General features: G+C 39.1%; 20 protein-coding genes. 2 read left to right on the forward strand and 18 right to left on the reverse strand.

The genetic code is table 11. The features are described 5' to 3' along the window. Nucleotides 1–162 precede the first annotated feature (162 nt). The 11 genes from E7276_RS03400 to E7276_RS03450 form a co-directional block, all read right to left on the reverse strand. Nucleotides 163–1,752 (reverse strand): peptide chain release factor 3, encoded by a 1,590-nt coding sequence (locus E7276_RS03400; RefSeq protein WP_294213741.1) that lies wholly within the window; start codon nucleotides 1,750–1,752, stop codon nucleotides 163–165. 252 nt (nucleotides 1,753–2,004) lie between these two features. Further along, nucleotides 2,005–2,178 carry a 30S ribosomal protein S21 gene (gene rpsU / locus E7276_RS03405; RefSeq protein ID WP_015549455.1) on the reverse strand — a complete coding sequence of 58 codons (174 nt, stop codon included), beginning with the start codon at nucleotides 2,176–2,178 and terminating at the stop codon, nucleotides 2,005–2,007. A 126-nt stretch (nucleotides 2,179–2,304) separates the two neighbouring features. After that, nucleotides 2,305–4,140, reverse strand: a complete 1,836-nt coding sequence (locus E7276_RS03410) for a glycoside hydrolase family 3 protein (RefSeq protein WP_294213745.1) — start codon at nucleotides 4,138–4,140, stop codon at nucleotides 2,305–2,307. Between the two features lie 145 nt (nucleotides 4,141–4,285). Further along, on the reverse strand, nucleotides 4,286–6,937 hold the full coding sequence (gene alaS / locus E7276_RS03415) for an alanine--tRNA ligase (protein ID WP_294213747.1): 2,652 nt from the start codon (nucleotides 6,935–6,937) through the stop codon (nucleotides 4,286–4,288). Nucleotides 6,938–6,956: 19 nt separating this feature from the next. Continuing rightward, nucleotides 6,957–7,112 (reverse strand): hypothetical protein, encoded by a 156-nt coding sequence (locus tag E7276_RS03420; RefSeq protein WP_294213750.1) that lies wholly within the window; start codon nucleotides 7,110–7,112, stop codon nucleotides 6,957–6,959. A gap of 81 nt (nucleotides 7,113–7,193) precedes the next feature. Beyond that, entirely contained in the window at nucleotides 7,194–8,123 is a 930-nt protein-coding gene (locus tag E7276_RS03425; RefSeq protein WP_294213753.1) for a cobalamin biosynthesis protein CobD/CbiB, read from the reverse strand. A 22-nt stretch (nucleotides 8,124–8,145) separates the two neighbouring features. After that, the gene (locus E7276_RS03430; RefSeq protein ID WP_294213754.1) at nucleotides 8,146–8,862 is read right to left on the reverse strand and encodes an adenosylcobinamide-GDP ribazoletransferase; all 717 of its coding nucleotides are present in this window, start codon (nucleotides 8,860–8,862) and stop codon (nucleotides 8,146–8,148) included. A 3-nt stretch (nucleotides 8,863–8,865) separates the two neighbouring features. Beyond that, nucleotides 8,866–9,705, reverse strand: a complete 840-nt coding sequence (locus tag E7276_RS03435; protein WP_294213757.1) for a DNA-3-methyladenine glycosylase 2 — start codon at nucleotides 9,703–9,705, stop codon at nucleotides 8,866–8,868. 1 nt (nucleotide 9,706) lies between these two features. Continuing rightward, nucleotides 9,707–10,468, reverse strand: coding sequence for an MBL fold metallo-hydrolase (locus E7276_RS03440; RefSeq protein ID WP_294213758.1), 762 nt, complete (start codon nucleotides 10,466–10,468; stop codon nucleotides 9,707–9,709). 98 nt (nucleotides 10,469–10,566) lie between these two features. Continuing rightward, complete coding sequence (locus E7276_RS03445) at nucleotides 10,567–11,679, reverse strand: DUF5692 family protein (RefSeq protein ID WP_294213761.1); 1,113 nt, start codon at nucleotides 11,677–11,679, stop codon at nucleotides 10,567–10,569. Between the two features lie 133 nt (nucleotides 11,680–11,812). Then, nucleotides 11,813–12,742 carry a diacylglycerol/lipid kinase family protein gene (locus E7276_RS03450; RefSeq protein ID WP_294213764.1) on the reverse strand — a complete coding sequence of 310 codons (930 nt, stop codon included), beginning with the start codon at nucleotides 12,740–12,742 and terminating at the stop codon, nucleotides 11,813–11,815. A 79-nt stretch (nucleotides 12,743–12,821) separates the two neighbouring features. Here E7276_RS03450 and E7276_RS03455 point away from each other — a divergent pair, with 79 nt between their 5' ends. Further along, complete coding sequence (locus tag E7276_RS03455; RefSeq protein ID WP_294213767.1) at nucleotides 12,822–14,099, forward strand: chloride channel protein; 1,278 nt, start codon at nucleotides 12,822–12,824, stop codon at nucleotides 14,097–14,099. 114 nt (nucleotides 14,100–14,213) lie between these two features. Here E7276_RS03455 and E7276_RS03460 read toward each other — a convergent pair whose 3' ends face one another. The 4 genes from E7276_RS03460 to E7276_RS03475 all read right to left on the reverse strand — a co-directional run bounded on the left by E7276_RS03460 (nucleotide 14,214) and on the right by E7276_RS03475 (nucleotide 17,862). Continuing rightward, nucleotides 14,214–15,455, reverse strand: a complete 1,242-nt coding sequence (locus E7276_RS03460) for a 3-isopropylmalate dehydratase large subunit (protein ID WP_294213769.1) — start codon at nucleotides 15,453–15,455, stop codon at nucleotides 14,214–14,216. Between the two features lie 14 nt (nucleotides 15,456–15,469). Then, nucleotides 15,470–15,949, reverse strand: a complete 480-nt coding sequence (locus E7276_RS03465) for a LeuD/DmdB family oxidoreductase small subunit (RefSeq protein WP_294213771.1) — start codon at nucleotides 15,947–15,949, stop codon at nucleotides 15,470–15,472. 1 nt (nucleotide 15,950) lies between these two features. After that, entirely contained in the window at nucleotides 15,951–17,195 is a 1,245-nt protein-coding gene (locus E7276_RS03470; RefSeq protein ID WP_294213774.1) for a 3-isopropylmalate dehydratase large subunit, read from the reverse strand. 199 nt (nucleotides 17,196–17,394) lie between these two features. Next, a complete protein-coding gene (locus E7276_RS03475) occupies nucleotides 17,395–17,862 on the reverse strand; it encodes a LeuD/DmdB family oxidoreductase small subunit (RefSeq protein ID WP_294213775.1) in 468 nt (155 codons plus the stop codon). Between the two features lie 152 nt (nucleotides 17,863–18,014). On the opposite strand from E7276_RS03475, the gene E7276_RS03480 reads away from it, so the two are divergent. Next, entirely contained in the window at nucleotides 18,015–18,563 is a 549-nt protein-coding gene (locus tag E7276_RS03480) for a YgjV family protein (protein ID WP_294213778.1), read from the forward strand. Here E7276_RS03480 and E7276_RS03485 read toward each other — a convergent pair. The 3 genes from E7276_RS03485 to E7276_RS03495 form a co-directional block, all read right to left on the reverse strand. After that, nucleotides 18,534–19,718, reverse strand: coding sequence for an EAL domain-containing protein (locus E7276_RS03485; RefSeq protein WP_294213780.1), 1,185 nt, complete (start codon nucleotides 19,716–19,718; stop codon nucleotides 18,534–18,536). The two genes, E7276_RS03480 and E7276_RS03485, sit on opposite strands and share 30 nt — an antisense overlap. A 19-nt stretch (nucleotides 19,719–19,737) precedes the next feature. Then, a complete protein-coding gene (gene alr, locus E7276_RS03490; protein WP_294213784.1) occupies nucleotides 19,738–20,907 on the reverse strand; it encodes an alanine racemase in 1,170 nt (389 codons plus the stop codon). Between the two features lie 126 nt (nucleotides 20,908–21,033). Beyond that, nucleotides 21,034–21,771 (reverse strand): amino acid ABC transporter ATP-binding protein, encoded by a 738-nt coding sequence (locus E7276_RS03495; RefSeq protein ID WP_294213787.1) that lies wholly within the window; start codon nucleotides 21,769–21,771, stop codon nucleotides 21,034–21,036. Nucleotides 21,772–21,774: the final 3 nt, after the last annotated feature.

A 21,774-nucleotide genomic window follows, 5' to 3' on the forward strand; every position in this document is an offset into this window, starting at 1 on the left:
CCGTTCGGAACAACTGTTCGTTCTTTTAATATAATAATAGTGAAACCAAAAACAAATGTCAACAATTAATTGGGAAATAAAAAACGATAAAAACAAAAGACAGTGACGAACGTCACTGTCCATTAATATACAGATGTTTTATCACCTAGTCAAGCTTATTTTTTAATTTGAACCAAACTCAGATAATACCAATCCTTCGTTTCTATCCTGAACCATACCTACCGACCAAGAGTTAACGAATAATAATAAAGGTCTATCCTTTAAGTCCTTAATCTTTTTCATATCTGATGTACCAGAAATCTTGTTAATATCGTAGTCTCCCTCTATCCATCTGATATGCTCATAAGGAAGATTCTCTAAAGCGATTTCTACATTGTACTCATTGTTCAAACGATATTTCAAAACATCAAACTGAAGAACACCAACTACGCCTACGATGATCTCCTCCATACCAGTGTTGAACTCCTGGAAAATCTGAATAGCACCTTCCTGTGCAATCTGTGTAATACCCTTCATGAACTGCTTACGCTTCATGGTATCAATCTGACGAACACGTGCAAAATGCTCTGGTGCGAATGTAGGAATACCCTCGAACTTGAATGGCTTTTTTGCTGATGTAAATGTATCACCAATGCTGTAAAGACCTGGATCAAATACACCAATGATATCGCCAGCATATGCCTTATCAACGATTTTACGCTCATCAGCCATCATCTGCTGTGGAGCAGAAAGCTTTGCCTTTCTACCGCCCTGAACATGTAAATAATCCTTTGAAGCATCAAATGTACCAGAACAAATTCTAAGGAATGCTACACGGTCACGGTGTGCCTTGTTCATGTTTGCCTGAATCTTGAATACAAATGCAGAGAAATCCTCAGAAAATGGGCTAATTTCTCCTGCATCACTCTTTCTAGGAAGTGGGCTGTATGTCATCTTCAGGAAGTGCTCAAGGAAAGTCTCAACACCAAAGTTTGTAAGAGCTGAACCGAAAAATACTGGAGAAAGCTCACCAGCTGTAACAAGCTCCTGATCAAACTCAGCACCAGCACCATCTAAAAGCTCAAGCTCTTCCATGAGCTGTGCATATTTATCCTCACCAATCTCATCCTTTAAGGCTGGATCATCGATAGAAAGAATGCGCTCCTCGCCCTGCTTTGTACCCTTTTGTGTATCAGAGAACATGCGCACTGTACGCTCATTTCTATCGTAAACGCCCTTGAACTCCTTACCAGAGCCAATTGGCCAGTTTACAGGAACTGTAGCAATACCAAGCTCATTTTCAATGTCATCTAAAAGCTCAAAAGTATCATTTGCATCTCTATCCATCTTATTGATAAATGTGAAAATAGGTATATGTCTCATAACACAAACCTTGAAAAGCTTTCTAGTCTGTGCCTCAACACCCTTTGATGCATCGATAACCATTACAGCTGAATCAGCAGCCATAAGTGTACGATATGTATCCTCAGAGAAATCCTGGTGACCTGGTGTATCCAAAATATTTATACAGTATCCGTCATACTCAAACTGAAGAACTGAAGAAGTAACAGAAATACCTCTCTCTTTCTCAATTTCCATCCAGTCAGAAACTGCATGACGAGCTGTAGCCTTTCCCTTTACGGAACCTGCTAAGTTAATTTGTCCACCATATAAAAGGAACTTCTCTGTAAGAGTCGTTTTACCTGCATCCGGATGGGAAATAATCGCAAAAGTACGACGTCTCTTTATCTCTTCTTCAACTGTATAAGCCATATAACCTCCACTTTAGTCCGCTTGTTACGTTCTCAAGCCTGAGATATTGCTTGCGTTCACTAACATGTGAACACCAGCAACACTCATAGCTTGATAACTACAAGCTCATCTAAATATCTATAGTTTTTCAATTAATTCATATATAGGATAAATCCACGTACCCTATAACCGCTATAACCGAAAAATAGCCTGTACCAATTGGTACAGGCCATAACTTCATAATTTGTAAGCTGTAAAACAAATAACTAATTATTAGTATTTACGCTTTCTAGCAGCCTCAGACTTCTTCTTACGCTTTACTGAAGGCTTCTCATAGTGCTCACGCTTACGAATCTCCTGCTGGATGCCAGCCTTAGCACAGTTTCTCTTAAATCTACGAAGAGCGCTGTCTAATGACTCGTTTTCTTTAACTGTAACATATGACATAGTCTAATCCTAACCTCCCTCCATTTGGGGACTTGTACTCATTAATCTAAAAGCACTAACAAGCATTTTAGCATAATAATCCGATTTGTCAACTATTATTAAAAAAATTAGATATATTCTCTACAATTAATAAATATTTACAGGAAGTGTGCCTGTAGGTGTGCTGCCACCAAACAAGGTATAAATTGTTGCTGGCAAATTAGGTCCATATGTTTTTTTATTAGGCTCTCCCGTTGGAATGTCAGGCATCCCCTTTGAGCTATAGCAAGCTAAAAGCCCATCGGCAGATGTATAACAAGCTAAATCATAAGGCAATTGACTACTAATTACAATAAATTTGCTATTATTCTCATGAGCCTTTTCAATGAGGGATAATGTCAGCTCTTGTTTTTCTATTTTCCCAGACGAAACTGCAGAAATCATTACTATCTCATCATACCCTACAATAGAATTCTCAATAAACTCATCAGGTAAATCCTTTGTGCACATAGCCGTAATCATGCTTGTATCAACGCTAACGCCGTCCTCTTTTAGCTTATTAAGCGCATATAATATAGAGTTTCCTTGGTTCTCATTTGGATAAAGAATAAGAGTCTTTTTATCCTCTGTAATTGGAAATGCTCCATCATTCTTAACACTGGTTACAGCCTTAAGTGTAATGCTCCACTCCAATTGGTGATGAGCGTTACTTCCAACTGTTTCTTTTGCCAACTGAACAGAAGGAGTGATTCTCGAAGCCATTGTCACTGTATTATAACTATCATCATACATTAAGCCATTCTTAGACTTTGCCTTTAAAATTCTATAGACAGAATCGTTTACATTATCAATGGAAATCTCACCTTCATTTACAAGTGCAGCCACATCCTTAATATAGTTTTCCATATCAACTAGTCCCTCAGGAGTTGTGGTGTCAACAGGAATCAGGAGCATGTTTGCACCTGCATTAATTGCAAGCTTTGTAGAATCCAATTTGTCAAAATGCTCAGCGATAGCATCCATCTCCAATGCGTCAGTTATTATAACTCCTTCAAATCCAATATCATTCCTCAAAATATCTGTGAGAATTGTTTTAGATAATGTAGCTGGTAAGTAAACCTGCTCACCTGTTGATTTTGAAGTATATGTTGTAGTTTCAATTTGAGGATATTGAATATGAGCTGTCATAACGAAATCCGCAGAACCTGCCACACTTCTAAAAGGAACAAGCTCTACCTGATTTAGTTCCTCATATGTTTTATTTATCATTGGAAGCCCTGTATGACTATCTGTATTTGTATCTCCATGGCCTGGAAAATGCTTTAGAGCTACAAGCACGCCATTATTGTGTAAGCCATCAATAAATCTACTTCCATAGCTAGCTACAACTTGTGGGTCATCTGAAAATGATCTAACTCCAATAATTGGGTTTTCAGGATTGTTATTTACATCCATTACAGGAGCAAAATCCAAATTAATTCCTTGTACTGCCAATTCATTTCCAATAACATCAGCGGCCATATAAGCATTTTCTGGGTCTCCAGTTGCTGCAAGAGCCATATTTCCAGGCATTTGCGTGCCTGTATTTAAACGTGTAATATATCCACCTTCCTGATCAATGGAAACAAAAAGTGAGCTTACTGCTCCACCCTGTAAATTTGCCCTTTGCATGTCATAAACTAACTTTGTGGTTTGCTCAGCATCCGTAATGTTTTGAGCAAATAATATCACACCACCAAAGCTGTATTTACTAAGTAGTCCGCTTTGTGCTTCATTTAGCACTGTAACATTTTCTTTTTCATCTCCAGTACCCCAATATCTAAATGCAGGAATAATCATTTGAGCAATTTTCTGCTCTAATGGCATCTGGTTCACCAAATCGTATATGGCATCATCTGCACTTACAACTGGCATACTTGGCGAAAATGCGAATAGCGATAAGCCTAGTAACAATACAAGAAATGAAGATAAAATCCTTTTCATTTTGCTACCCCCAATCATTTGATTCTTAATAGCCTTCTTTTTTTATTGTCTATTAATTCCAAAATTTATGTGTGAAGAAAGAATGAAAAATTTAAAAAAGCCCCGATTCTATTCTAGAATCGAGGCTTATAGCAAACCTATTTAATTAAAGCATACTCTCAAGTACTGTCTTTGCCTCAGCAAGTGCATCTGCGATGCCTGCTGGGTTCTTTCCACCGGCCTGAGCCATATTTGGACGACCACCGCCGCCACCGCCTACCTTAGGTGCGATAGCCTTAACAAGGTTACCAGCGTGTGCGCCAGCTGCCTGTGCAGCATCTGTAGCCATAACTACAAGATTAACCTTGCCGTCGCAATCTGAAGCAAGAACGATAACACCCTCGCCAAGTTTGCCCTTGAGATCATCACCGAGGTCACGAAGGCCATTCATATCAACGCCAGATACAGAAGTTGCAAGAAGCTTAACTCCCTTGACCTCTACTACTGAATCCATAACATCACCAACAGCAGCCTGTGCAGCCTTTGCCTTCATAGACTCAAGCTCTGAATTTGTCTCCTTGAGCTGCTTCTGAAGGTGAGCAATTTTCTCTTCTACATCAGCTGGCTGACACTTAAGAGCTGCAGCTGCAGCATTAAGCTTTGCTTCAATGTCAGCGTAATATTCAAATACAGCAGCGCCTGTAATTGCCTCGATACGACGTGTACCAGCAGCAACACCAGACTCTGAAAGAATCTTGAATGCAGAAATCTCTGAAGTATTGCTTACGTGTGTACCACCACAAAGCTCTGTAGAGAAATCTCCCATCTTTACGACACGAACTGTCTCGCCATATTTCTCACCGAAGAGAGCCATAGCGCCAGACTTCTTTGCCTCGTCGATAGACATGATTGCTGTCTCTACAGCAAGTCCCTCAGCGATTTTGTCATTAACCATTTTCTCAACCTTTGCAATTTCTTCTGCAGTCATAGCAGAGAAATGAGAAAAGTCGAAACGTGTACGATCAGCATCCTGGTATGAACCCTTCTGCTCTACATGTGTACCAAGTACCTCACGAAGTGCCTTCTGAAGAAGGTGAGTAGCTGAATGGTTCTTGCAGATGCGAGCACGACGTGCAGCATCTACAGTAAGAGTAACCTTTTCTCCTACTTTAATCATGCCTGATTTCATCTCGCCAACGTGACCGATTTTACCACCCTTAAGCTTGATTGTATCCTTTACTTCGAACTCGCCATTAGCTGTAGAAATAACACCTGTATCACCAATCTGGCCACCCATTGTAGCATAGAACGGAGTCTCTGGAACGATGATTGTACCAATCATGCCCTCTGCAAGTGTATCAACTATCTCTGTCTCTGTAGTAAGAACTGTTACTGTAGACTCAGAAGCTGTTTTGTCGTAGCCTACGAACTCAGAAGTAACTGTTAAGTCGATATCATCATAAACAGATGCATCAGCACCCATGTAGTTTGTTTCTTTACGAGCAGCACGAGCCTTTTGTCTCTGCTCCTCCATGCAAGCCTCAAAGCCCTCAGCATCATAGCCAAAGCCCTTTTCCTCAAGAATCTCTGCAGTAAGGTCTACAGGGAATCCGTAAGTATCGTAAAGCTTGAATGTATTCTCGCCAGAAAGCTCCTTTGCACCAGAAGCAACAAGCTCTTCTTCCATCTTTGCAAGGATTTCAAGACCCTTGTCGATAGTTTTATTAAACTGCTCTTCTTCGGCTGTAAGAGTTTTGAAAATGAACTCTCTCTTTTCCCAAAGCTCTGGGTAGCCATCCTTACACTCGTTGATAACTGTCTCAGAAAGCTTTGCCATGAATGTGCCCTTAATTCCAAGTGCACGACCATGCTTTGAAGCACGTCTGATAAGACGACGAAGTACGTATCCTCTACCCTCGTTAGATGGAGTAACACCATCAGAAATAAGGAATGTAGATGAACGAATATGATCAGTGATAAGACGAATAGAAACATCATCAAGAGCATCAACCTGATACTTCTTGCCAGACATCTCACAAATCTTGTCACGGATAGCTTTCATAGTGTCAATATCAAATACTGAGTCAACATCCTGCATAACAACTGCAAGACGCTCAAGTCCCATACCTGTATCGATATTCTTCTGTGCAAGTTCTTCGTAACCACCATGACCATCACCGTTGAACTGTGTGAATACGTTGTTCCATACTTCCATGAAACGATCACAATCACAACCTACTTTACAGTCAGGGCGGCCACAACCGTATTTCTCTCCACGGTCATAATAAATCTCAGAACATGGACCGCAAGGACCTGCGCCATGCTCCCAGAAGTTATCACATTCACCAGTCTCAGGATCTCTGTAGAAACGAGTGATACGCTCTGGCGCAACACCAACTTCCTTTGTCCAAATCTCGAATGCTTCCTCGTCCTCGCCGTAGATAGATGGGTAGAGACGATTAGGATCAAGCTTAAGAACCTCTGTCAAGAACTCCCATGACCATGCAATTGCTTCGTGCTTGAAGTAATCACCAAATGAGAAGTTTCCTAACATCTCAAAGAAAGTAAGGTGACGTGCTGTCTTTCCTACATTATCGATATCACCTGTTCTAACACATTTTTGACATGTAGTGACGCGCTTTCTTGGTGGTATCTCCTGTCCTGTGAAATATGGCTTAAGTGGAGCCATACCAGCATTGATAAGTAATAAGCTGTTATCATTGTGTGGTACAAGAGAAAAACTATTGAGGCAGAGATGTCCCTTGCTCTCAAAGAATTCCAAGTAGGCGCGTCGTAAATCGTTAACACCGTTATTCAAAACAAAATTCCTCCAAAAATTATTTCTCGGAAGAAACCTCTGATACAGAATCAGCTTCTTTTCTGTTTTTAGACTGACGAAGCTTAATTCCGATGAAGCCTCCCATGATGCCTAAAGCAACTAGTATGATCATTTTTACTAAATAACTTGCAAAACTAGATAAAAATGCAGACATAGCAATTCCTCCTAATTTTCAAATTTAATTGCATACTTAAGTAAATTATAATCCAAAATACGGTTAAATTCTACCCGTATTTCAGAAAAATACTAATAACCAAAATACTAATAAAATCACCAAAATAAATTGGCAAACAAAAAACATATTTCTGAGCAAATCTGCTGCTCTGTTTATATCATTAACCTCTATTTCCTTATCCCCATCGCCTGTGGCACCGTTTTTAAGGGATAGCTCTAGCGCCCCAGCAAAAGCAGAAATAGCCTTCATTCTATCTCTAAGGTGTATATATCTGGCATTTCTCCAATGAAAATCACCAAATGTAAACCTAGCTGCAAACACTGCCAAATAACCGCTCAATCGACCTGGTATACAGTCCACAATCTGATTAAGCTTAGCTGTGTAATAGCCAAAAAACTCATATCTTTTGTTCTTATGACCAACAACCGAATCTATTGCATCAATTGTTTTATAAATAAATCCCCCAACAGGCCCAAATAAAAACATCACAAGCATTGGCGAGATGCATAAATCTCCAGCATCGTTTGCCACCTTGGTAACGATACGTTCATTAATTTCGTCCATATCTAGATTTTCTGTATCGCACTTGCAAAATATTCCCGCCTGCTTTTTAAATTCGCTAAATCCATCACCATAAAAAGTGGCAACCATCTCTCTTGCCATATTATATGTATAATTTGCTTCTAAACAATAATAACTAGCTATTGCCTCAAAAATTATACCCACCACCGGAGAAATCTCATAGGCCAGTAACATAAAAAACAAAACAATAGCAAATACAGGAAATAATACTAGAACAATAAGCCACATTCCAAAGTTCTTTTGCTTAGATGGCTCTAAAAGTATTAAATCATCGCCAAGCAATGCTCTATCCAAATACTTTATCCATGCTGTAATAGCATTAAAGGGATTGGCTATATAATATTGTTTTCCTAAGAACACTTCTAAAATAGTGCCTAGAAGTAGTGCCCAAATATGATATTTAAACATTATTCTATCCCTTTCTAAAAATTTACAATGATCTAACCAAGCTAATCATTGCCACTGAAATAATCCATGCTGTCTCCGCTGTAACAACATAGTCATCTTCTAATAAGCTTAGCTTTTCAGCAGTAACTCTCCTGAAAGGATTGATGAAGCATATAAAGCTTGCCAACGTGATAACTATAGGATATATTGCCAAATCCTCATACTCATCCAAAACATAATAGGCAAATGCAAAAAAGCCAATAATAAGAATGTATTTTACGATTTTGGATTGATTAGAAAACTCACTAAAGGCTGATGTTAACAGTCCCATAAGTATTCTTGCCAAAATAAATCCCATTAACAAAAGCTTGAACAAATAGTCATAGGTATTAGCCATTGCGACTATCCACACAAGCATAACTAGAATAAATCTAAGAACGCCTCTATCTCTACTGGCACTCCAGCTACTAAATCTGTATTTGTAGGTAGGAATGCTGTCTATATAAGCAATAAATCCAAGTACATGTCTGCCACCACTAACTATAATAGTTATTAGCACAACTCCCAATGCAATAGCAGCATCCTCAAAATGCCTGTACCATCCAAGCATAAACCAACCATAAGAAATCCAGTAAATAACCACGCCTACAAATGGCGCAAACATTAATCGATATCTATCCCCCTCATCCTCGTAATAAGGAAGTGGCGCAAAAGAATATGCTGACAGGGTGTTAACAAAAGATTTTAAAACATTTAACATAATCTATTTCTTCTTTCTTTTATGATAAAACTGCAATTGCTGAACATAGCCCTGATATCCTGCGTAAGTTTTATTAATGTATTCTAGATATTTTTCTTTGGTGTATTCTGAATAATCCTCTGTGATTATTTTTTTCATCCATGTATCAATTGGGTAGCTTTCCATGAAATGAAAACCGTAAAGCATAATACAGTTGGCTACCTTTGGACCGATTCCCTTGATTTTAAGAAGATTATCATAGGCCTGTTGATATGGCATTTGGCTGATAGATTTAATATCTAAATTGCCAACCACAACATCCCTAGAAATGCCTACAATATAATCAGCTCTATATCCAAGAGCTGTGCCATCCATTAGCTCCTCCACTGGAATATACGCTAGCACATCTGGATGAGGAAAATGAATCCCATCAGAGTATCTTTCACAAAGGGTTCTAATGGACTTTTTAATCTTTGGAATATTATTGTTTTGGGAAATAACGTAGGAAATGAAAACCTCCCACAAATCCTGTCTCAATATTCTCATTCCAAAAGAGTCCATCAAGGATTCCTTTAAAAATTTATCGTTACTCTCTCGAATCTTGTTGTTGTAGGCTACGTAATCAGTGGAAAAATCAAAATAGCTCTGCCAAAAATCCCACTGGTTTTCCTTGCAAACGAAATCCCAAGTATCCTTTTCCTTGTTTAAATAAAAATAAATATCATTATCGCCTGAACATGCGCTATAGGTATCAGGCATACCGTCGGCCCCCTTTGTCTCCTTGGACATTCTAAAGACCTGGCCTGAGTTCATTATTACCTCAGGATTAAACTCCTCAGCTGTAAAGCTTTTACTAAATACCATTCTAGTCCTCTATTTCAAAAATTAAATTTTCCCTATCTATATCAATGATTCTATCCTTGAGATTCACAATATCCGGTCTCTTTTTGAATCGTTCAATCCACTGATACTGTCCCCACATATGCATAGGGAAAATGTTATCGCATTCGATATGTTTAACAAAATAATCGAGCCCTAAGTAGTAGCCATTTTCTCCCATACGACAATCAAGTGGAACAAATGCCACATCAAAATGACGATTTATAAGCGGTTTAAGCATACGCTTATATTCTTTTCCATAGATTTCTCCGTACAGTTCTCCACGGCCTTCTGGATTCCACCAATTCAAATCTCCAGCATGATAAATATTCAAGCCATTGACATTAATAACGAAAGCCACGCCTGCATCATTAGAACGGAGTGTCTCTATTTTCATATCATCAATCTCGTATTTCTTCAGAGCTCCAACGAACTTGATTTTCTCTTTTATTGATAAATCAAACCCATTTCGAATTAAATAATTGCGGCCAAGACGAATATCCTTAGAAAGAATATATGTAATGTTGTCACGAGAATCCGCCCATCTGAGGCATTCTAGCCAGAAATGATCCTTGTGGCTGTGGCTAGCAAAAACATATAAATACTTGTCAGGATTAAGTGTAGGTAATTCACCTGTAAAGTGAACCATGTCCTCCACAACCGACTTATCAAAATAATCAAATAATAAATATCTATCCTCAAGCTCAACCATAAAACAGCTGTGCATGATGTAATAAACCTTGTACATTAATCTCCCTCTTTTTCACACAAAAATACAATTACATTCTATCACAATATAAAAAAAAGGACATCCACCGAAAGTGAATGTCCTTTGGATAATCAATATTATCTCTCTGCTCTAGCAAGAGCCTCTTCGTAATCTCTTGTACCTGCAAATACTTCGTTAGAATATGGGTTTCCACCGATTCTAATAGCATTTCTGATGATAACAGAGATGCAAAGTACGTTAACAGCAAGTGCCATCATAGCAACGAAAGCCTGCATTGAAGGATCTGCTGTAATACCCATCTCAGCGATTGCCTGTCCAGCTGCAGCTGTCTTACCAGCACCAGCATTGTAAATTGAGATAGCCTTCTCGTAAAGATCCATTGTAGTAACGCCGTTCTCTACTGCACCACCGTATACACGTGGAAGAACTGCTGCGAATGTACCCTTTAACTGGAAAAGAGGTACTACCTGTGCCCACATGCACCAAATTGCAAGTGTGTTAGCACGGTTCTGGATCCATGCACCCTTGTTCCAAAGTGCGTTTGCAAATGTAGGAGCAAGAAGAAGTGCTACACCACAGTACCATGTATGTGTAGGAAGGTTGAGGTATGTATACTCAAAATTCCATACATCGTATGCAACGATGAACCATACTGTCATATCTGGCCAGAGCATATCTGACTTGTTCTTGTCGTTTGATGTGTAAAGATGTACACAACCTGTCATACAGAAGATGTTAATCATACCAGCGATAGCATTAACAACGTTCCACCATCCACCGTAGATGAATACACCTTCGTTAGAGCACCACCAAGCACCTGAAAGGTCACCTGTGATTGAGTAAGCTGCAAGAGCAGATTCCATGTCAGAAACATTAGCAATCATGATGTTTGCTGCTACGATGAACCATGGCCACCAAGCGAACCATTTTTCTTTACCAATGCCCCACTTGTACTTGATCATCATGAAACCTACGCATCCAATATCTGCAGCGTAAAGTTTGAAGTAATGGAACCATCCATCCATGTACATAACTGTGTGGTTGTTAGCACCGCCAAACATACCAACATGTGCAAGAATGAAGTAAAGTGTAAGAATTGCAGGAATGATTACGAAAATAATCACACCACCGAGCTTTGTACGACGACCAAGCTCATTCATAAGAATTAAACCAGCAAATACTAAAAACCAGCCAAGTATCTGCCAAAGATTTGTGATTTGGAAAATCATACTGACCTCCTTAAAAATTATTTATTTAGAGAAACTATATTTCTCCACTCCAGTTTTATTATACATGTATGTGAAGAAAATAACAATATCGCTGTTAATAAAAATTTAATACATTTTTAATAACTTGTATATCTTAAAATCCCCTAGTTTTAAGGATTTGTGGCATACACTGGAAGGTGATTTCGTCGAAAAATCCAACATGTTCGCCGTCTGCATGAACGCACATACTCTCTTTTAATTTTATGTGTATTTTATCAAAATTTAATAAATCGAAGCCTTCTCTCCCCTCATGCTTACCTGCAACAAGCACTGGCAACAGCCTCAAGCATTTTGCCCTGCTAATGTCATGAGCATAAAAGGCTGTTAAATGCCCAGAATCCGGGGTAGCATTTGGAGCCATAGGTATTCCGCCTCCCTCTGCTCTACAATTCATTGCCGCAGCGAAAATTGTCCCCTTCACATCCATTTTTGTCTCTTCGCCCTTATACCATTTTGTAATGCAAGCATCCGAAAATGGCATTGTAAAAATGTCGCCTACAGTTAGTAATCCATAGGTAGCTGAGCCTAGGCCAAATATGTTAAGAAACTTTTTCAGCTTAGATGTAAGGGCCTGCAAGCAAACATAGGCATCTACGCCTATTCCAGAGCTTACGCCAAACAACCGCTCCCCACCTTCATAAATAACCTTGCCAATATCTAGCAATTTATACTCGTCAGTGGCCAATGCCCTTTTTAATATATCAAGGGCAGTTCCCTTCATTCCTATGCCGCCAACAAAATCATTGGCCGAGCCTGATGGCAGCGGTGTGTAAATAGTATTTTCAAAATCAACGATTCCATTTAATGCCTCATTTAAAGTGCCATCTCCTCCCATTACAAATAGGGCCACTTTCTCACCTGCACCAGTAATGCTTCTAGCGAATTCAGTTGCATCATTTGGCCCGCCAGTAAAATATGCCGTATATTCAATATTTTCTTTATTTAAATATTCCTCAATTTCTTCCCAAACCTTTGCGGCTCTGCCTGTCTGGGAAGCTTTGTTTACAATAAATGCGTTTTTCATAGTTGCCACATTTCCCCTTTAATATTGTACCTTTAAATGATAGCATATTATCAAATGCTAAAGGAAGGTAAATACAGTAATGCTTTCGGAAGAAAATAAAGAGCTAATTAATCACAAAATTGAACACAACAGCAGACGTGCTCTATCAGTTATCACCTGGACAATAGCAGGCATTGTAGTAGGTTTACTAGTTGGTGCATTCGCATCATCCTTTGGCCTGGCAATGCAATATGTCATAAAAGCAAGAGAAGGTCATCCTTGGATTATCTATTTTTTGCCTGTAGGTGCTATATTGATTACTTTTATGTATAAACATGTCTTAAAGGTCAAGGATTCCGGCACCAACACAGTTATCGCAGCTATCCAATCCGACCAAAGACTTCCATTTAGATTGGCACCATTAATTTATGTAGCTACACTGATCACTCACTTAGTTGGCGGTTCTGCCGGCAGAGAAGGTGCTGCCCTACAAATGGGAGGAGCCATCGGAAATGGAATCGGAAGATTATTAAAGCTTAACTCTACAGACAAAAAAACAATGATTATGTGTGGAATGAGCGCTGCCTTTTCAGCACTTTTTGGAACTCCAATGGCTGCAGCAATATTTTCTATGGAAGTAATCTCCGTTGGAATTATGCACTACGCTGCCCTAGTTCCTTGCGTTATCTCATCGCTTGTAGCCAGAAGCGTAGCCTCTTTCATGGGACTTCATTCTGCAGAATATCTAATCGATACCATTCCAAAGCTCAACGTAAAAAATGCCGTATTGGTATGTATATTTGCGGTACTTTGCGGATTCGTTTCCACATTATTCTGCACATCGCTCCATAGCTATGAAGAGTTCTTATCAAAGCACCTAACCAATCCATACATAAAGGGAGCATTCGGCGGTACCTCCGTATTAGTGCTCACCTTAATCGTAGGTTCACAGACCTACAACAGCACCGGCTCTGCCGTGATAGCCTCTTGCTTCACTGGCGCCACCATCGGACTTGGTGCATTTTTGCTTAAAATAATATTCACCACCCTTACACTATCCTGCGGATACAAAGGTGGTGAAATCGTTCCAACATTATTTATAGGTGCAACCTTTGGAGCTGCTATGGGACCAATCCTTGGCATCCCACAATCACTTATGGCTGCCGTGGGAATGGGTGCCGTATTCTGCGGCGTAACCAACTGCCCAATCGCCAGCCTACTAATTTGCTTCGAATTGTTCGGATACGAGCCTATGCCATACTTTTTGCTGGGCGTATCCTTCAGCTACTGGGTATCTGGATACACAGGCCTCTACAAAGCACAAAAAATCGTATACAGCAAGTACCGCAGCAACTACATTGATAAGCATGTGCAATAAAAAGCCTCTGTAACTCTCATGCTCTATGTGTCGTTTTTTGAGGAGTATAGCGAAAGCGATCTCAAAAAATGACATCATAGGATTGAGAGTGTAACAGAGGCTTTTCTAAATATTTTATGCTTCGACAATTTCGCCTGCTACAGCTGTTGCTGCGGCAGTAGCTGGGCTTGCAAGATAGATTTGCACTTTGTTAGTGCCCATACGGCCTAGGAAGTTACGGTTATTTGTAGCCACAACTACCTCATCATCGCAAAGGATTCCGCCGCCACGGCCACAACAAAGTCCACATCCAGGGGTTGTGATAATTGCCCCAGCATCTGAAAGAATTTCTAAGGTACCGTCAGCCAAAGCTTCGCGATAGATTTTGCGGCTAGCTGGCGTTACAATCATTTTTACGTATGGTGCCACATGCTTTCCTTTGAGAATGGATGCGGCTATTCTTAAATCTTCAAGTCTTCCATTTGTGCATGAGCCTAAGAATACTTGATTAACCTTAATGTCTTTTAATTCCTTTACTGGTTTGATGTTGTCCACAAGAGATGGACATGCGCAAACCGGCTCAAACTCCTCTGCTCTGTATCTGAGAATTCTAGCGTATTTTGCATCATCATCTCCGTGTAATTCCTTGATTTTGTCATCATAAGGGATTTTGCAGTAGTCGCAGGTCTTTTCATCTGGTGCAAAAAGACCGCATTTTGCCCCTGCTTCCACTGACATATTTGAAATAGTCATACGGCTAGCAACGCTCATGGCCTCAACTGTACTTCCAGTAAATTCAAGAGCCTGATATGTTGCTCCAGAGGCTGTTAAATCACCAATAATTCTAAGGATGATATCCTTAGATGTAACATTTCCATTTAATGTACCATCGATTTCAATTTTGATAGTTTCTGGTACTTTTATCCAAAGCTGGCCAGTTCCTAAAATCCCCGCCATCTCAGTGTATCCAATTCCAGTGGCAAAAGCGCCTACGCATCCATAAGTAACGGTGTGGCTGTCTGTACCAAAAGAAATATCGCCAGGCTTTACATAACCAGCTTCAGTCATTAGCTGATGGCAAATACCATCTGTTCTATGAACATTTTTTATCCCGTATTTTTCTGCAAATGCATCACCAGCTCTAAAATGTCTAGAGTCATCTACCTGGGTAGCAGGAAGGAAATGATCATAAATCAAAACTACACTATCTGGCTTTGCCACCTTTGAAAAGCCCATTTCCTCAAATTTTTGAACAGCAAAAGGTACCATGATGTCGTCAATCATGCACCAATCCACATCAACTGTAACAATGTCGCCAGGTTTTACCTCATGGCCAACTTTATTTCCGATTATCTTTTCAACAAGAGTATGTCCCATATTATTCTCCAATACTAATCTAATCCATTGCGCTTTCTCATAGCCTTTACAAGTCCGCCTGCCTCAAGAATTTCCATCAAATTTTCTGGCAAATTAGCAATCGGATAAGACTTGCCATTTACAATTATTTCTTTTCCAGGAATAACCTCTGCCTCGTCTCCCTCCTCTACCTGATCGTACAAATCTGGTTGTTCCACCAAAAGCAATCCATTGTTAATTGCATTTCTAAAGAAAATACGGGCAAAGGATTTTGCAACTATGCAAGAAATTCCAAGAGCCTTTACAACCTCTGGTGCCTGTTCTCTGGAAGAGCCGCAGCCAAAGTTATTGCCTGCAACTATTATATCTCCCGGCTGAATTTTGCTAGCCAAATCAGGACGCAAAGGAGAAAAAGCATAGGGCTTCATTTCCTTAACTGTTTCAAAAGCCAAATATTCTGTTGGTAAAATAATATCTGTATCTATATCATTTCCGAGTTTCCAAATTTTGCTCATTTTAAACCTCCGCAGATGTTATGTAGCCTTTGATTGCCGATGCGGTTACAGTAGCAGCTGATGCCAAATATACAAAGGAATCCTTATGTCCGGCACGACCTTTGAAATTTCGTGTACCAGTAGAAATCAAGGTCTCACCTTCACCGATAACGCCTTGGCATGCACCCCAACAAACTGAGCAGTTAGGATTCATTACCATTGCACCTGCTTCCATAAATATATCAAGTAGGCCTTCTTTTAATGCCTGTTTGTATACTGCACGGCTGGCAGGAACAACTAAAAATCTAACCTTTTTGGCAACATGCTTTCCTTTTATTACGGCTGCTCCTACCCTTAAATCTTCTATTCTTCCATTGTTGCAGCTTCCCAGAAATGCCTCGTCAATTTTCACGCCTTCGCACTCAGAAACAGGCACTACATTGTCAACGAAGTGAGGCTTTGCAACAATAGGCTCAACAGAAGCCAAATCAATATCAAATACTTCTGCAAAGTTAGCATCTTCATCAGATTTATAAATAGCCTTTGGCTCTCTACCATGTTCTTTTAAATATTCTAAAGCAACATCATCCACTTCCATCAAGGCAGTTTTAGCTCCAGCTTCTACACAGAGATTACAAATAGAGATTCTATCAGCAATTGATAAGTTATGAACGCCATCTCCAGCAAACTCCATAGCCTTGTAATTAGCACCATTGGCCGATATTTTCCCGATAATTGTAAGGATTAAATCTCTTGCATATACCCCTGGTTTCAGATTGCCATGTAGATTAAATCGAATAGTCTCAGGCACTAACAACCATGAAGTTCCTGTAACCATTGCATATAAATAATCTGTGCATCCTACTCCTGTACCAAATGCACCTAGGGCACCGTAAGCACATGTATGAGAATCAGCACCAAAAATCAACTCACCTGGGCGAACATGATTTTCCATCATAATCTGATGGCACACGCCTTCTCCTTCATAAAATGTGATACCATGCTCTTTTGCAAAATCCCTCATTTTCTTATGAGATGCTGCTGTTTTAGGGCTATCTGCTGGAATATTATGATCAATAATCCAAACCAGTTTTTCTGTATCTGCAATATGAGGATTTTTCAATCCATTGTACATATCAATAGTAAGATGTGTGGTTCCATCATTACTCATTAATCTATCTAATGTAACTGTCTCAATATCGCCTGCTTTGCAGCTTGCTTTCCCAGCTGCAGCTGCGATAATTTTCTCAGCCATAGTCATTCCCATAATTTATTATCTCCTTTGAGCTCCGCTTTGTTACGCTCTCAAGCTCTTCTAAGTATTTAATATTCTATGACTTCTTGCTGACTAAACAATGAAATTGTCAGCAAGAATCCTGCTTCGCAGGACATGAAAATAGATAAATCTATTTTCATGGTAGTTACGATTCCAGTTTTTCTGAGGAAAAACAGGAATCTATATTCAATTATTGGTTCAGCGATGCAATGAGGCCGCCTTGGTCTAGGATTTCCTGCATCTTTGCTGGAAGCTTTGTGCAGGAATAGGTATAACCGCCTACAGTAATTACACCTGCCTGCAAATCAAGCTCCATTTCGTCCCCATCTTTAACTACATCATAAAGCTCCTTGCTAACAATAACAGGCATACCGATATTGATAGCATTTCTATAAAAAATACGGGCGAAGGACTTTGCAATAACTGCCTTTACACCAAGTGCTTTTAATACGCTAGGCGCCTGCTCTCTGGATGAACCACATCCAAAATTTTCGTCTGCCACAACAAAATCCCCCGGTTTTACCTGTGAAGCAAAATCAGAATTTAGGGATTCAAAAGTATGAACTTTCATCTCATCTATTGTTGGAAATAGTAGATACTGAGAAGCGATGATTTGATCTGTATCTACATCTTTGTGAAATCTAAATACCTTACCCATAATGCCTCCTATTACAATTTATATATTAAAACATTGTACCGCAATTCTTTAGTGGTTTAAAGAGTTAAATCAACTGTTTTACATTAAAAACTTTAAATGCAATAATTATTGTCTTATGATAGAAACATATTTTTATAGATAAGGAGTTAATTATGACAATCGAGTTATTTGGATTGTCTCTCACCTTTACTATCATGGAGCTTCTTGGCAACATTTTTTCTATTGCCGCCTGCATTCTCATGGTTGTAATTGGTTATCTGAGACACAAAAGAACAGTGCTCATTGCACAGAATATACAGCTGATTTTATTTTCTATAGCGTACTCATTTCTAGGTGGAATCGCCGCTGTAGTTAGTAACGTAGTCAGCCTCATAAGAAATCTTATTTGCCTTAAGTGGAATTTAAATACACCCCTCAAAATCTTTTTTATCGGATTCCAAGGAGTGTTCACTTATTTCACCACTATGAATCGACCTGTAGATTGGCTTCCATTTTTAGCAGCCACATGCCTTACTATCACTCTTAGTTCTAAGAAGGATATAGTAATAAAGCTAGGTTGCATCGGTAGCACACTTTGCTTCGGTCTTTATGATTTTAATTTGCACAACTGGCCAACATTAGTGTTTGATATATTCTCATTCATCACTAGCTGGATTGGTGTGTATCGTATTTTAAATGCGTCTAGACATGCCGATCATTAAAATATCATCACGATAAGGATGTTTCATTAAATGGATCACTGTAGAAAGCTTTTCTACTGATCCATTTATTTTTTGCTCTAATTTAGCCTCTACTCTATTTTCTCCACGGCAAAAGGCTCTAATCAAAGATGTTCTGGAAAGCAGCTCATCATAATGCTTCTTTTCCTGCTCGGTAGTGCATCTCTCAATAGAAGCAGCTGTCATATCGTCGATAATGCCAGCAGTAGGAGCATCAAACTCCAAGCTATCATCCGCATGCATTACATAGTAACTGTTTTTGTATAGGTTACCATAGATAACTAATTGGTATTCATCCTTAATTGCCCTAAGTAAAAGACTATGAGAACTAAATGTCCCCTGTCTCTGCAAATAATTGTCAGACTCCACTGTTGGCACTTGATCTATCATAGCAAGTACAAGGAAATCCTCTTTTTTCATTGGACGGCAGAACAAGTAGCCTTGAATCCTATCGCAATCCATGTTCTGAAGGAATTTTAACTGTTCGTTAGTTTCTACACCTTCAGCAATGGTGCTTAAATTAAGCTTGTTTGCAAAAAAGAAAACAGTCTCAAGAGTGCCACGGCCTCTCTCATCCTGACAGTTATTTGCTAAGAAGGATTTATCAATCTTTAAAAAATCTACTGGTAAATCTTTTACAAATCTAAGAGATGTAAAGCCTTCACCAAAATCATCGATTGCGATTTTTACACCAATATCAGCAAGATTGTAGGCCCATTCTTTTATTACAGAAAAAGATTCTTCTGACATTGCTGATTCTGTAATTTCAACCTCAAACAATCCTGGCTTAACATCATAGGTAAATAGCAATGATTGTAATTTTCTAGCAAAATCTCTCTCTTTGATATGCCATTTTGAAAAATTTACTGCAATAGGGACTGCTTTTTCCCCAAGTTCATGAATAGTACGACACGCCTCTTCGGCCATAAACCAATCAAGAAGCGTAATAGCATTTGTTTTCTCTAAACGTGGTACAAACTGCATTGGGCTGATAATAGTGCCGTCAGCCTTTTCCCATCTAACCAAAGCCTCTGCACTTACTAATCGCCCATTATTTGCATCATATTGTGGCTGATAATAGGCTTTTATTTCATGTAACTCAATAGCAGATATGACTTCGTTAATAAACTCTTTCATATAACCTCTAAATAACCAATTACATTCGCAACATTAGTTCTTTTTCAATCACTTCACCGTTACGATAATATACTCTCGGAACACGCTTACTTACAGCACATGTAAGCTCGTAAGGAATAGTATCAGCAATAGCTGCAAGTTCGTCAATAGAATTTTTCTCTCCAAAAATTTCTACTTCACTGCCGACATCAACAGTAGGCATATCTGTAATATCAATCATGCACATATCCATACAGATTTTACCTCTAAGCTTTGCCGGTCCTTCTTTTGTGTATAAGCTGCATTTATTTGACAAGCAGCGTAAAAATCCATCCGCATAGCCGTAAGGCAACACGCCAATTCTAGTAGTTTTGTCGGTAACAAAAATGCCGCCATAGCTAATAGCAGTTCCAGCTGGATAAATTTTAATAGTGCTAACTGTAGTTTTCATAGTCATGGCAGGTTTGAGTCCCATTTCTTTTGCAAAATCACCATAACCGTAAAGTAAAAGTCCTGGGCGAACCATATCCAGATAAGTCTCTGGAAATCTAGCTACAGCACCTGTATTAGCACAATGTCTAATCTCAAATTTATGGCCCAATTCCTTTTCTACCGCATCTATAACATCGGTAAACAATTGGAATTGATGCTGTGTGTATTTATCGTTTTTTTCACCAAGCTCATCTGATACTGCAAAGTGTGTAAATATTCCCTCTGCCTCAAGGCCAGGCATATTGCAGGCCTCAACGATGCCTTTTACACCAGTATCAAAATAACCGTTGTCACATAGATAACCAAGTCGAGACATACCAGTATCGACCTTGATATGCACCTTTAATTTGCCTCCACATTTAACTGCCTCGGCACTATATTCATCTGCCTTTGCTTTGCAGGTAATAGCCTGTGTTACATTATATTCAATAAGTCTTGCTACCTGTTCCTTTGGCGTATGTCCCAAAATAAGAATAGGCATTTTTATTCCATTTACTCTAAGCTCTAGAGCTTCGTCAGCGCTACTAACAGCTAAGTAGTCAGCACCGATTTCTTCAAGGAGCTGGCTCACCTGAATGCTGCCGTGACCATAAGCGTCAGCTTTTACTACTCCAAGAAACTTAACATTAGGACCTATTTTCTCTCTGATTTTTCTGTAATTGTATTCAATAGCATCTAAATTAATCTCAGCCCATGTTCGTCTAAGTGTAGATTCCATTATTCTCATCTCCTATCCTTTTAACATTACTATTATAATCATTTATAAAAAAAACGAAACCCTCTAGAGCACATCTAGAGGGTATTTTTTAATCGAATTTTAATATATTAAATAATATTAGCAACATTATAAAACTTTTGATAAGAAATCTTTAAGACGCTGGCTCTTTGGATTGCCAAAAATCTCTTCAGGTGTTCCTTCTTCTTTGATTCCTTTTTCATCAAAAAACATAACTCTGTCTGCAACCTCACGAGCAAATCCCATTTCGTGTGTTACAACCACCATTGTCATTCCATCATCTGCCAATTCCTTCATTAAAGAAAGAACTTCGCCTACCATCTCAGGATCAAGTGCAGATGTAGGCTCATCAAATAAAATAACCTCTGGATTCATTTCAAGCGTACGAGCAATAGCTATACGCTGCTTCTGTCCACCCGAAAGGCTATCTGGATAAGCATCAGCCTTGTCAGCAAGGCCAACTCTCTCCAAAAGCTCCTGGGCTTTTTTATCAGCCATTTCCTGAGTCATAAGTCCTTGCTTAACTGGTGCAAGTGTAAGATTCTTTTGGATGGTCAAATGTGGGAAAAGGTTAAAATGCTGGAAAACCATTCCCACACGACGACGAACATCGTTTATATCTACTCCCTTTTTTGTGATGTCTTCACCATCAACATAGATTGCTCCATCTGTTACACTTTCTAATTGATTGAGTGTTCTAATAAATGTAGACTTTCCACATCCAGATGGTCCAATTATAGCGATAACCTCGCCTTTTTCAATCTGCATATTTACACCGGCAAGAACCTCGTTATCTCCAAAGGATTTATGCAAGTTTTCAACTTTAATTAATACATCGCTGCTCATAAA

The sequence above is a fragment of the Pseudobutyrivibrio sp. genome (assembly GCF_015057185.1).
Lineage (GTDB): Bacteria > Bacillota > Clostridia > Lachnospirales > Lachnospiraceae > Pseudobutyrivibrio.